Source organism: Pseudomonas sp. B28(2017) (assembly GCF_002113025.1).
Taxonomy (GTDB): domain Bacteria; phylum Pseudomonadota; class Gammaproteobacteria; order Pseudomonadales; family Pseudomonadaceae; genus Aquipseudomonas.
This window is the reverse complement of the sequence record NZ_NEJH01000003.1, coordinates 401,521-413,675: the sequence shown is the minus strand read 5'-3', so window position 1 is coordinate 413,675 and position 12,155 is coordinate 401,521. Positions and strand designations below refer to the sequence as shown.

Below are 12,155 nucleotides of genomic sequence, written 5' to 3'. Positions count from 1 at the left end.
GGCTCGGGGTCGAACTCCGTCGTCAGTCGCGCGCTAAAAGGCGCGGGGCAAGCTCTTTGAGAGCGCGTCGATACACCTCGCGCTTGAATGTCACCACCTGGCCCAACGGATACCAATAGCTGACCCAGCGCCAGCCATCGAACTCCGGTTTACCGGTCAAATCCATCCGCACCCGCTGCTCGTTGGAGATCAGGCGCAGGAGAAACCATTTCTGTTTCTGGCCGATGCACAGCGGTTGGCTGTGGGTACGTACCAGACGTTGCGGCAAACGATAGCGCAACCAGCCCCGGGTGCAGGCGAGAATTTCAACATCTTCGCGCTCCAGGCCTACTTCTTCGTTCAGCTCGCGGTACAAGGCGTCTTCCGGCGTCTCTTCGGGGTTGATTCCCCCCTGCGGAAACTGCCAGGCATCCTGATTGATTCGGCGAGCCCATAGCACCTGGCCGGCGTCATTCGTCAGAATGATCCCGACATTGGGGCGAAAACCATCGGGGTCGATCACGGCAACAACCTCGCAAACGCATGTCGCCGCATTGTTCCACAAAGGTTGTGAAGGCGGCAACGAAGGTTCCTACCTTATGTGCACTCTTGTGAAAAGACCGTATTCTTGTCGCCTTTTTACTGACTTTTCAGCGGGTAACTGCAATGCGCCTGGCTTTATTCGATTTGGACAACACCCTTCTGGGCGGTGACAGCGATCACGCCTGGGGCGACTATCTCTGCGAGCGCGGCTTTCTCGACGCCGTTGCCTACAAGACTCGCAACGATGCGTTCTACCAGGATTACCTGGCCGGCAAACTGGATAACGCGGCTTACCTGAACTTCTGCCTGGAAGTCCTCGGTCGCACTGAAATGGCCACGCTGGATCAGTGGCACAGCGATTACATGCGCGACTGCATCGAACCGATCGTGCTGCCCAAGGGACTTGAGCTGCTGAAGAAGCACCGCGATGCCGGCGACAAACTGGTGATCATCACGGCGACCAACCGCTTCGTCACAGGCCCCATTGCCGAGCGTCTGGGCGTCGACACCCTGATCGCCACCGAGTGTGAAATGGTCGACGGCCGCTACACCGGGCGCAGCACCGATGTGCCGTGCTTCCGCGAAGGCAAGGTGACAAGGCTGAATCGCTGGCTGGAGGAAACCGGGTATACGCTGGAAGACAGCTACTTCTATAGCGACTCGATGAACGACTTGTCGTTGCTGGAGCAGGTGACTAACCCGGTGGCGGTTGATCCGGACCCGAACCTGCGGGCCGAGGCGGAGAAGCGTGGCTGGCCGGTAATTAGCCTGCGCGGCTGATATCGCCTTATTGTAGGAGCGAGCTTGCTCCGGGCGGCGTTCCGACGATGGTCGTTAACGATAACGCGGGGCACCTGATGCCCTGCGGCGATCTTGAGTTTTTCGCGAGCAAGCTCGCTCCTACAAAGGCTTGGCGCCCATCAACCCCGCAATGGCGACAAAGCAGGCAAAGCTGAACAACGCCAAGGCAAAGGTGAATTTACCCACGCCCCCCGGCGCCTTGCGCAGCTTGTTCAGTCGCACCAACAACCAGAACCACGCCAGCGCCGCCACGGTGTAAAGCACGCTGGAGGCCAGCAACCAGGTCTGACCCAGTGGCCAGCCCACCAGATGCACCATCCACCAGCCAGTAAACGGCATGCTAAGCAGCGCCAGCCCCATCAACAGCCAGACAAATACACGTGGCCGTTGCAGGGTGCGGCTTCCCGCTGTCGCATCACCCTTGCGCCGCGCCAGCAAGACCCAGACTCCCAGACCCAGCGCACAAGCCAGCAGTACAACAGTTGCCACCATGTGCGCCGCTTTCAGGGCAGTTAACGTTTCCATTGTTCGATTTCCTTATGACCTGCCCATCAGCGTAGCCCTTCAGCCAAGAAACAGCTGATAGGCCGGGTTGTCGCTTTCGTCCCAGTACGGGTAGCCGATTTCTTCCAGCGCCGCCGGCACCAGGTGGCGTTCGTCGTGGGGCACTTGCAGGCCAGCAACGACTCGGCCATCCGCCGCACCATGGTTGCGGTAGTGGAACATCGAGATGTTCCAGCGCCCGCCGAGCTTGTTGAGGAAGTTGAACAGCGCGCCCGGCCGCTCCGGGAATTCGAAACGCAGGATCACTTCATCGACCACATGCGCCGCACGACCGCCCACCATGTGGCGGATGTGCAGCTTGGCCAGTTCGTTGTCGGTCAGGTCCAGCACCGGGAAACCTTGCTCGCTCAGGCTGGCGATCAGTGCGCTGCGCGGGTCGTTTTCCGGGTGGGTCTGTACGCCGACAAAGATGTGCGCTTCGCTGCCGGTGTTGTAGCGGTAGTTGAATTCGGTGATCTGGCGCTTGCCGATCGCCTCGCAGAACGCCTTGAAGCTGCCCGGCTTCTCGGGAATGGTCACGGCGATGATGGCTTCGCGGCCCTCGCCCAGCTCCGCACGCTCGGCGACGTGGCGCAGGCGATCGAAGTTGACGTTGGCCCCGGAGTCGATGGCCACGAAGGTCTGTCCGCTGACACCATGCTGCTCGACATACTTCTTGATCCCGGCCACGCCCAAGGCGCCGGCAGGTTCGGTGATCGAACGGGTATCGTCATAGATATCCTTGATGGCGGCACAGATTTCGTCGGTGCTGACGGTGATCACTTCATCGACATGATCTTTACAGATGTCAAAGGTGTGCTGACCGATCTGGGCCACCGCAACACCGTCGGCGAAGATGCCCACCGTCGGCAACACCACACGCTCTCCCGCCGCCATGGCGGCTTGCAGGCAGTTGGAGTCATCCGGTTCGACACCGATGATCTTGATGTCCGGGCGCAGGTACTTCACGTATGCGGCGATACCGGCGATCAGACCGCCGCCGCCCACCGGGACGAAAATCGCATCCAGCGGCGCCGGATGCTGGCGCAGAATCTCCATTGCCACGGTGCCCTGCCCGGCAATGGTGTGGGGATCGTCGTAGGGATGAATGTAGACGTAGCCTTTTTCATCGACCAGTTTCAGCGAGTAAGCCAGGGCTTCCGGGAACGAATCGCCATGCAGCACCACTTTACCGCCGCGGGAACGCACGCCTTCGACCTTGATCTCCGGGGTGGTCTTGGGCATGACGATGGTCGCTTTCACACCGAGCACCTTCGCCGCCAGGGCCAGGCCTTGTGCATGGTTGCCCGCCGACGCGGTGACCACGCCGCGAGCGCGCTCTTCGTCGCTCAACTGGGTCAACTTGTTGTAGGCACCGCGAATCTTGAACGAGAACACCGGCTGCAAGTCTTCACGCTTGAGCCAAATGCTGTTGCCCAGCCGCTCGGAGAGCTGGCGGGCAGTCTGCAACGGGGTTTCTACGGCAACGTCATAAACGCGCGAGGTGAGGATCTTTTTGACGTACTGTTCAAGCATCGGAAAGCATCACTGAGCGGGTTGGGCAGGACCACGGAGTCTAACCCGGCTTTCAGGCGTGCGACCACCCTGTAGGAGCGAGCCTGCTCGCGAAAAACTCGAGGGCGCCGCTGGCTGCCTGGTTTTACGCGTTATCGTTCACGCCCATCGCGAGCGAGCTCGCTCCTACAGGAATCGGGAACGCACCTGATCTGCCAATTGGGCAATGACCTTCCCCGCCCCGAAGCCTATAATGCCGGCCTTTCGTTCTCTCTTCGGCACCTCGGAGCCCGCATGAACCAGGATCAACTCAAACAGGCAGTGGCCCAGGCCGCCGTCGACTTCATCCTTCCGAAACTCGACGACAAGAGCATCGTCGGGGTCGGCACCGGCTCCACCGCGAACTGCTTCATCGATGCCCTGGCCCGACACAAGGGCGCATTCGATGGCGCCGTCGCCAGTTCCGAAGCCACCGCCGCGCGCCTCAAGGGCCACGGGATTGCGGTGTACGAACTGAACACCGTCAGCAACCTGGAGTTCTATGTCGACGGCGCCGATGAAAGCGACGAGCACCTGAACCTGATCAAGGGCGGCGGCGCTGCCCTGACCCGCGAGAAAATTGTCGCGGCCGTGGCCAAGACGTTCATCTGCATCGCCGACGCCAGCAAACTGGTGCCGGTCCTCGGTACCTTCCCACTACCGGTGGAAGTGATCCCGATGGCCCGCAGCCACGTGGCCCGTGAGCTGGTAAAGCTCGGCGGCGATCCGGTTTACCGTGAAGGCGTAGTCACCGACAACGGCAACATCATCCTCGACGTGTTCAACATGCAGATCACCAATCCGGTGGAGTTGGAGACGCAGATCAATGCGATCGTCGGCGTGGTCACCAATGGTTTGTTCGCAGCACGCCCGGCGGATCTGTTGCTGCTGGGTACAAGCGAAGGCGTGAAGACCCTGCGCGCCGAATAAATCAGGCTTGCCAATCAACCTGTGGGAGCGAGCCTGCTCGCGAAGGGGCCGGGGCAGTCGGTAAAGATGTCGACTGACAGACCGTCTTCGCGAGCAGGCTCGCTCCCACAGTGGTTTTGCAGTGCGATTCAGTTTTGGTTTGGTTTCTTGAACACATAGAGCAGGTTCGGCTCACTGACGAGGTACAGCGTACCGTCGTCGTCAATGGCGATCCCCTCCCCTTGCGGCACGTTTTTCTGCAGACCCTGGCTCCCCTTGCTCAATGACATTGTGCTCAGCGGACGCCCATCCACATCCAGCTCCAGAATCAAACGCGACTCATCCGACAGCGCCAGCAAATGCCCGCTGCGCTCGTCGTATTGCAGGCTCGACAGGTCCCGCACAAACATCCCGGCATCACGCTTGGGGTCGTTGATCACGTGCACCGCCCAGGATTCTTCAGGGTTGAAGCGCGGAAAGCCGTGTACCTCGTAGATCAGCATCGGATCGCGCTCCTTGGCCACGAACAGGCGCTTGCCCACCGAATCGTAAGCCAATCCCTCGAAGCCCTTGTTGTTGCTCATGTGTACGCCGATAGTCACTTGTTCGGCGTCTGCCGCGTCGACGAAGGTCGTGTCCTGCTCCAGATGAATCTTGATCAGACGCTGCTGGCTTTCGTCAGCGACCACGTAGGTGTCGGCGCTGATGAACTCCACCGCCTCGGGATCGCCGAAACCGACCAGCGCCACACGGCGCAAAATCCTGCCGTCGAGGGACAACTCGATCAACTCGCTTCGCTTGTTGGTCACGGTGAACAGGCTTTTGCGCACTGGGTCGTAGGTCAGTGCTGAAACGTTTTCAACCTGGCTATCGATCACCTGCGCTTCGGTCACGACCTGATATTGGTCAAGCCCCATGGACCGGGAACTCACCGGCTGCCATAGCGTCTGCAGATTGAACCAGGTGCGCTCGAACAGGCGCTGGTACTGGGCGATCGCTATCAACGCGATCAGCGAGAGCACCGACAGGATCAGAATCAGGGATTTGGGGCGGGCAAATCGACGCATTCGGGCGGGCTCAGGGTCAAGACAAGCGGATGAAATATCACGCCTGTCTGAACTGAAGCTTAATGGTCACAGGCCCGATCCTACAACCGAGCACAGGCAATCCTGCAAATCGTAAACGTCAGTGCTGTTTTTCGAAGCGATAAAACAGGTTCGGCTCACTCACCATGTACAGCGTGCCCGCTTCATCCATAGCCACGCCTTCGGCACGCGGAATGGTATTTTTCAGGCCGTTGAAGCCACGCAACAGAGCAATGAAACTGACCTGTTCACCCTTCTTGTCCAGCTCCAGCAACAGGTGCGACTCGGCGGACAGCACCAGCATGTGACCGGTCCGTGGGTCGATCGCCAGTGCCGACAGGTTGCGCATATCCAGCGCATGGCTGGCCAGTTTCAGCTTGTCACCGGTAAGGACCTTGCCGTCGCCTTTCCAGGTAAACAATGCCGGCGGACGCTCTTCGCCCAGCACCAGCTGCTGATTACTCGAGTCCCAGGTGACACCTTCGAAGGCCTTGTTCTGATCTTTGGAAGGCCCCAGGTCGTATTTCGGGAAATCGGCGATGTTCAGTTCGCGGGTGTCGGCATCGACCTTGACAACAGTGATCAGGTGCTCGCGCTCATCGACAATCGCCAACAGGCCGTTACCCAGTACAGCAACGCCTTCCGGGTTGCTCCAACCCACCAGCGGCATTTTACGCAGCACGTCGCCCTGCAATGTCAGTTCAACCAGGAACGGGTTCTTGCCCATGACCGAAAACAGGGTTTTGGTCTGGGGGTCATAGGCCAGGTCCGATGCTTCGTCCTTCTCCATGCCCGGCAACGGCTTGGCATCGATCACCGCCCGGTAGTCCGGAAGCCAGATACTGGCCTGACGCTCGGCCGGGCTTTTGAATTGCTCTTTCACCCAGAGCACGCCCCGCGCATCCCAGTGCATGGAAAACGCAACGCCGTAGGCGACAACGGCCACCAGCAGTAGCCAGATTTGCCAGCGCAGGGCGAAGCGTGAGCGGCGAGCAGGTTTAAGCGTGGAAAGCGGAGAAGTGGCCATCGGGGAATGCGTTCCAGAAATTCAGGCTAGGGGTAATAGCACAGTTTGCGGCCGGCTCAGAGGCCGAATGCCCTGAAATTATCCAGACAGGATGTGAAAAAAACGGGAAATGACAGGCTGAGCCTTTTACAGACCACGACAAAACCAATGTGGGAGCAAGCTCGCTCCCACAGGGATTAGCAGTGTCCGGACTAGCGAACGCTGCTGGTAAACCGGCTGGCGCCTGGCAACTCCAGAACGATCTCATCACCGACATTCAGCGGACCGACGCCCACTGGCGTGCCGGTGAGGATCACGTCCCCGGCCTGCAGCGAGAAGCAGCCGGCCATGTGCTGGATCATCGGCACGATCGGGTTGAGCATTGCGCTGCTGTTGCCGTCCTGGCGCACTTCGCCGTTGATGGTCAGGCGGATGCCGATGTCGGTCAGGTCGGCAAAGGTGCTGCCGGACACGAACGGAGCAATCACTGCCGCACCGTCGAAGGACTTGGCGATTTCCCAAGGCAAACCCTTGGATTTCAGCTCGGCCTGCTTGTCGCGCAGGGTCAGGTCCAGGGCTGGAGCGAAGCCGGAGATGGCGTCGAGCACTTCTTCACGACTCGGCCTGGTCGACAACGGCTTGCCAATCAAAACCGCGATTTCCGCTTCGTAATGCACCGAACCGCGCTCGGTCGGAATGCTGAAACCGCCTTCCAGCGGCACCACGCAACTGCCTGGCTTGATGAACAGCAGTGGCTCGGTCGGCACCGGGTTATCCAGCTCCTTGGCGTGTTCCGCGTAGTTACGGCCGATGCACACCACTTTCCCCAACGGAAAATGAATACGCGTACCGTCGACATACTGGTGCTGATAGCTCATGGACCGACTCCTGGTTCGTAGCTCTTGAATTCGAAAATCAAACAGCGAAGATCTTGCCCGGGTTCATGATGCCGTTCGGGTCGAATACCGCCTTGACCGCTTTCATGTACTCGATCTCGACCGGCGAGCGGCTGTAGGTCAAGTAGTCACGCTTGGTCATGCCCACGCCGTGCTCGGCGGAGATCGAACCGTTGTACTTCTCGACGGTTTCGAACACCCACTTGTTGACGGTGGCGCACTTGGCGAAGAACTCGTCCTTGCTCAGGTTATCCGGCTTGAGGATGTTCAAGTGCAGGTTGCCGTCGCCGATGTGGCCGAACCAGACGATTTCGAAGTCTGGGTAGTGTTCGCCGACGATCGCGTCGATTTCCTTCAGGAACGCTGGAACTTTCGACACAGTGACCGAAATGTCGTTCTTGTAGGGCGTCCAGTGGGAAATGGTTTCGGAGATGTATTCGCGCAGCTTCCACAGGTTCTGCAGCTGGGTTTCGCTCTGGCTCATCACGCCGTCCAGTACCCAGCCCTGCTCGACGCAGTGCTCGAAGGTTTCCAGGGCGTGGTTGGCCACTTCTTCGGTGGTCGCTTCGAATTCCAGCAGCGCGTAGAACGGGCAGTCGGATTCGAACGGCGCCGGCACATCGCCACGGGCCATGACTTTGGCCAGGGCCTTGTCGGAGAAGAATTCGAAGGCGGTCAGGTCGAGCTTGCTCTGGAACGCGTGCAGCACCGGCATGATCGAGTCGAAATCGGCGGTGCCGAGAACCATCGCGGTGAGGTTTTTCGGCGCGCGGTCCAGGCGCATGGTCGCCTCGACCACGAACCCGAGGGTGCCTTCGGCACCGATAAACAGCTGTCGCATGTCGTAGCCGGTGGCGTTCTTGATCAGGTCGCGGTTCAGTTCCAGCACATCGCCCTTGCCGGTGACGACTTTCATGCCAGCGACCCAGTTACGGGTCATGCCGTAGCGAATTACCTTGATCCCGCCGGCATTGGTGCCGATGTTGCCGCCAATCTGGCTGGAACCGGCCGAAGCGAAGTCCACCGGGTAGTACAGGCCCTTATCTTCGGCCGCGTTCTGCAATTGCTCGGTGACCACACCCGGCTGACAAACGGCGGTGCGGTCAGTGAGGTTCACGTCGAGGATCTGATTCATGTAGTCGAACGACACGACCACTTCGCCATTGGCCGCCACGGCAGCGGCGGACAACCCGGTACGACCGCCGGATGGCACCAGCGCCACCTTGTGTTTATTGGCCCACAGGACAATGGCCTGGACCTGCTCGGTGGTCTTGGGGAACACGATGGCGGTCGGGGCCGGGGCGAAATGCTTGGTCCAATCCTTTCCGTAAGCATTCAGGGAGTCGGCATCGGTCAGCACCTTGCCAGGCTCAACCAGGGTCTTCAGCTCATCAATCAGGGCAGGATTGGTCATCGACAGAACTCTCGAACAATTCATGGTCATCCTGAGAACGCTTCACGTCGCAGGAATGAGTGTTTAGCGGGGCGCATATGCTAGCATACCGACCCCGCAGCATAGTGCCCAACGGCTGTTCTGCGGCGACGGCTTTCCTGCCGTGCGGGTCAGCTCCCGTGCCCTGTTTCACACCTACGTTCCTCTTTTGACGAGTGGCTGTTGTCGTCAAGCAAGGCGCCGCGACGAGTCATAGCCCGCTATGGCGAGGAGCGGCAACACAGCTTGACGGCAACAGACGCCGTCAAAAAGGGACAGTAGGTGTGAAACAGGGCACTCGCTCCCTTCCCTGCCATTTTTCTCCGGGATACAGGTTTACGCAGATGAGCAAGACTTCTCTCGATAAGAGCAAGATCAAGTTCCTTCTTCTCGAAGGCGTCCACCAATCGGCTGTCGACGTCCTCAAGGCGGCGGGCTACACCAGCATCGAGTACCTCACTGGTTCTCTGCCGGAAGCCCAGCTCAAGGAAAAGATCGCTGACGCTCACTTCATCGGCATTCGCTCGCGCACTCAACTGACCGAAGAGATCTTCGATCACGCGAAGAAGCTCGTGGCTGTAGGGTGTTTCTGCATCGGCACCAACCAGGTCGACCTGGACGCTGCCCGCGAACGCGGCATCGCGGTGTTCAACGCACCGTACTCCAACACCCGTTCCGTAGCGGAACTGGTGCTGGCCGAAGCGATCCTGCTGTTGCGCGGCATCCCTGAGAAGAACGCTTCCTGCCACCGTGGCGGCTGGATCAAGAGCGCGGCCAACTCCTTCGAAATCCGTGGCAAGAAGCTGGGTATCGTCGGTTACGGCTCGATCGGTACTCAACTGTCGGTCCTGGCTGAAGGCCTGGGCATGCAGGTGTACTTCTACGACACCATCACCAAGCTGCCATTGGGTAACGCCACTCAGGTAGGCAACCTGCACGAGCTGCTGGCGATGTCTGACATCGTTTCGCTGCACGTGCCAGAAACCGCCGCTACCCAGTGGATGATGGGCGAGAAGGAAATCCGCGCTATCAAGAAAGGCGGCATCCTGATCAACGCCGCGCGCGGCACCGTGGTCGAACTGGACGCCCTGGCGGACGCGATCAAGGACAAACACCTGATCGGCGCGGCCATCGACGTATTCCCGGTGGAGCCACGCTCCAACGACGAAGAATTCGAAAGCCCGCTGCGTGGCCTGGACAACGTGATCCTGACCCCGCACATCGGTGGTTCTACCGCTGAAGCCCAAGCCAACATTGGTCTGGAAGTGGCGGAAAAACTGGTCAAGTACAGCGACAACGGTACTTCGGTATCGTCCGTGAACTTCCCGGAAGTGGCCCTGCCGGCTCACCCTGGCAAGCACCGCCTGCTGCACATCCACGAAAACATCCCGGGTGTGATGAGCGAGATCAACAAAGTCTTCGCCGAAAACGGCATCAACATCTCCGGTCAGTTCCTGCAGACCAACGAGAAGGTCGGCTACGTGGTGATCGACGTCGACGCCGAGTACTCGGACCTGGCGCAAGAGAAGCTGCAACACGTCAACGGCACTATCCGTAGTCGGGTTCTGTTCTAACAGAACAGCCGCAAGCGATAAGCTTCAAGCAACAAAGTGAGTCCGCTCTTGCTTTGACTTGAGGCTTATAGCTTGAAGTTTGCAGCTGTAAAAAAAGGGAGCCCCTCCTAAGGGGGCTCCCTTTTTTTATTTCACATTGACGGTGATCTTCTCGGAAATGATCGGCGGATCGAACGGCATGTGGTTGCTATCGCCCAGTTCAAGCTGCAGGGTGTGTTTGCCCGGCGTGAGCGTTATTTCGGCCTGGGTCTGTGCACCGCCGAAATGCAGGTGGTTGGCATCCTTGGGGATAGGCGCACCGGCGGCTGGCAGCTCATCGACGTCGATCAGCACGTGGTGATGACCGGTGTTCTTGGTGGTATCGCCCGCCGGTGCCAGGGCAATGTTCTCGACCGCGAACTTGACGACGACTGTCTGTGGAATCGTCGCACCGTCCTTGGGAGAAACAATGGACACTTCGGCGCCTTTCGGAGCCGGCGTTGCAGCACTGGCCAGCACCGAAACACCCATCAACAGGCCAGCCAAAGCAGCACGTGACATAAAGGTTTTCATTCTCTTCTCCAGTTTTTCCGTAAAATCCGCGTGGTCATGACAACTTCAGAGCCATTTGTTGTCGAAGGCACTCGACAACCATAGCAAAGCGAGCCTGAATCAGAGGGTCGCGATAATAAATTCAAAGGAGTGACCATGCGCTTTCTGCCTGGCCTGATCTGCCTGCTACCCCTTTTGAGCCCATTGGCTCATGCCGAACTGATTGACGACGTGAACGACCGCGGCGAATTGCGCATTGCCCTTGAAGCCAATACCCCACGCTTCAATTTCAAGGAAGACGGCAATCTTGCGGGCTTCGAAGTCGAACTGGGTCAAATGCTGGCCAACGAACTGGATGTGCGTGCTGACTTTGTCGTCACCGATTCCAACGATCTGTTGGCCGGTGTTGAAAGCGGCAAATACGACATCGCCATCAACCACATAGCAGAGACACCCGATCTAAAAAATCGTTTCGACTTCAGCGAGCCTTACATTCAGACCCATGCGCAATTGATCGCGCAGAAAGAAGAGCCGCGTTCCATTCTGCTGGTGCAGTCGCTGACAGAAGAGAAGCCCAAGACCAACCCGGCCGTGAGCCTGGCGATTCCGTTTCAGAAGGGTAATCCGGCTTTCCATGCCAGCCTGGAAAACGCATTGCAGCGGATCAAGGATGATGGGCGACTGCAAGCGCTGGAGCAGAAGTGGTTGGGGGCGGATGCGGATGTGGTGCCAAAACCTTGAGCCATCCGGAAGTTGAAGTAAAAGATGAACCCTGTGGGAGCAAGCTCGCTCCCACAGGGTCTTGTATCGCTCGTTAATCGAGCATTGCCAACGCCTGCGCCGCTTGCGACAACTCCAGCTCGCTGAAGACTTGAACCCCATGGCGCTTGAGCAGCGCCGCCGCCACGCCCTCGCCTCTGACCTTCACGCCGCTGAACGTCCCGTCATAGGTCAGCAGATTGCCGCAGGACGGGCTGTTGGCCTTGAGGACGGCGATGCGGATGCCATGTTTTTGCACCAACTCCAGCGCCTGATGCGCCCCCGACAAAAACGCCGCGCTGACGTCCTCGCCTTCGGTAGTGATCACCAATGCCTGGCCATCGAGGACTTGCGCACCCTGCCCGCCTGGAATTTCCGCTGCCGGCCGTGGCGTTGGCAAGCCACCGGCAACCTCCGGGCACAATGGCACGACCCGACCATCATCAAGCCACTGCTGAAGCTGGTCGAACGGCCCGCTGGCCCCACCGTCGTAACGTACTCGGTGGCCCAACAGGCAGCGGCTGACGAGAATTTTCTGCATGA

The 12,155-nt window shown here is 59.1% G+C and carries 13 protein-coding genes; 4 read left to right on the top strand and 9 right to left on the bottom strand.

The features are described from left to right. Positions 1-22 precede the first annotated feature (22 nt). Positions 23-502, bottom strand: coding sequence for an RNA pyrophosphohydrolase (locus CAF65_RS11190; RefSeq protein WP_003229203.1), 480 nt, complete (start codon positions 500-502; stop codon positions 23-25). 143 nt (positions 503-645) lie between these two features. On the opposite strand from CAF65_RS11190, the gene CAF65_RS11185 reads away from it, so the two are divergent. Further along, entirely contained in the window at positions 646-1,302 is a 657-nt protein-coding gene (locus tag CAF65_RS11185; protein WP_085716330.1) for an HAD family phosphatase, read from the top strand. 120 nt (positions 1,303-1,422) lie between these two features. Here CAF65_RS11185 and CAF65_RS11180 read toward each other — a convergent pair whose 3' ends face one another. Next, the gene (locus tag CAF65_RS11180; protein ID WP_085716329.1) at positions 1,423-1,848 is read right to left on the bottom strand and encodes a DUF2269 domain-containing protein; all 426 of its coding nucleotides are present in this window, start codon (positions 1,846-1,848) and stop codon (positions 1,423-1,425) included. A 39-nt stretch (positions 1,849-1,887) separates the two neighbouring features. Continuing rightward, on the bottom strand, positions 1,888-3,402 hold the full coding sequence (gene ilvA, locus CAF65_RS11175) for a threonine ammonia-lyase, biosynthetic (protein ID WP_085716328.1): 1,515 nt from the start codon (positions 3,400-3,402) through the stop codon (positions 1,888-1,890). A gap of 273 nt (positions 3,403-3,675) precedes the next feature. On the opposite strand from ilvA, the gene rpiA reads away from it, so the two are divergent. Next, positions 3,676-4,350 (top strand): ribose-5-phosphate isomerase RpiA, encoded by a 675-nt coding sequence (gene rpiA, locus CAF65_RS11170; RefSeq protein ID WP_085716327.1) that lies wholly within the window; start codon positions 3,676-3,678, stop codon positions 4,348-4,350. A 128-nt stretch (positions 4,351-4,478) separates the two neighbouring features. Here the strand turns inward: rpiA and CAF65_RS11165 are convergent, their stop codons facing one another. From CAF65_RS11165 to CAF65_RS11150, 4 genes are all read right to left on the bottom strand, one after another. Next, the gene (locus CAF65_RS11165) at positions 4,479-5,396 is read right to left on the bottom strand and encodes an SdiA-regulated domain-containing protein (RefSeq protein ID WP_085716326.1); all 918 of its coding nucleotides are present in this window, start codon (positions 5,394-5,396) and stop codon (positions 4,479-4,481) included. A gap of 118 nt (positions 5,397-5,514) precedes the next feature. Continuing rightward, entirely contained in the window at positions 5,515-6,441 is a 927-nt protein-coding gene (locus tag CAF65_RS11160) for an SdiA-regulated domain-containing protein (protein WP_085716325.1), read from the bottom strand. A 191-nt stretch (positions 6,442-6,632) separates the two neighbouring features. Then, on the bottom strand, positions 6,633-7,298 hold the full coding sequence (locus CAF65_RS11155; protein ID WP_015097256.1) for a fumarylacetoacetate hydrolase family protein: 666 nt from the start codon (positions 7,296-7,298) through the stop codon (positions 6,633-6,635). A 37-nt stretch (positions 7,299-7,335) separates the two neighbouring features. Next, positions 7,336-8,730 (bottom strand): FAD-binding oxidoreductase, encoded by a 1,395-nt coding sequence (locus CAF65_RS11150; protein WP_085716324.1) that lies wholly within the window; start codon positions 8,728-8,730, stop codon positions 7,336-7,338. A gap of 362 nt (positions 8,731-9,092) precedes the next feature. Here CAF65_RS11150 and serA point away from each other — a divergent pair, with 362 nt between their 5' ends. Next, positions 9,093-10,322 (top strand): phosphoglycerate dehydrogenase, encoded by a 1,230-nt coding sequence (gene serA, locus CAF65_RS11140; RefSeq protein WP_007995536.1) that lies wholly within the window; start codon positions 9,093-9,095, stop codon positions 10,320-10,322. A 126-nt stretch (positions 10,323-10,448) separates the two neighbouring features. Here serA and CAF65_RS11135 read toward each other — a convergent pair whose 3' ends face one another. Further along, positions 10,449-10,874, bottom strand: coding sequence for a DUF4399 domain-containing protein (locus CAF65_RS11135; RefSeq protein ID WP_085716322.1), 426 nt, complete (start codon positions 10,872-10,874; stop codon positions 10,449-10,451). Between the two features lie 135 nt (positions 10,875-11,009). On the opposite strand from CAF65_RS11135, the gene CAF65_RS11130 reads away from it, so the two are divergent. Beyond that, a complete protein-coding gene (locus CAF65_RS11130) occupies positions 11,010-11,594 on the top strand; it encodes a transporter substrate-binding domain-containing protein (protein WP_085716321.1) in 585 nt (194 codons plus the stop codon). Between the two features lie 73 nt (positions 11,595-11,667). On the opposite strand, the gene CAF65_RS11125 is transcribed toward CAF65_RS11130, so the two are convergent. After that, positions 11,668-12,153, bottom strand: coding sequence for a DUF523 domain-containing protein (locus tag CAF65_RS11125; RefSeq protein ID WP_085716320.1), 486 nt, complete (start codon positions 12,151-12,153; stop codon positions 11,668-11,670). Between the last annotated feature and the right edge of the window lie 2 nt (positions 12,154-12,155).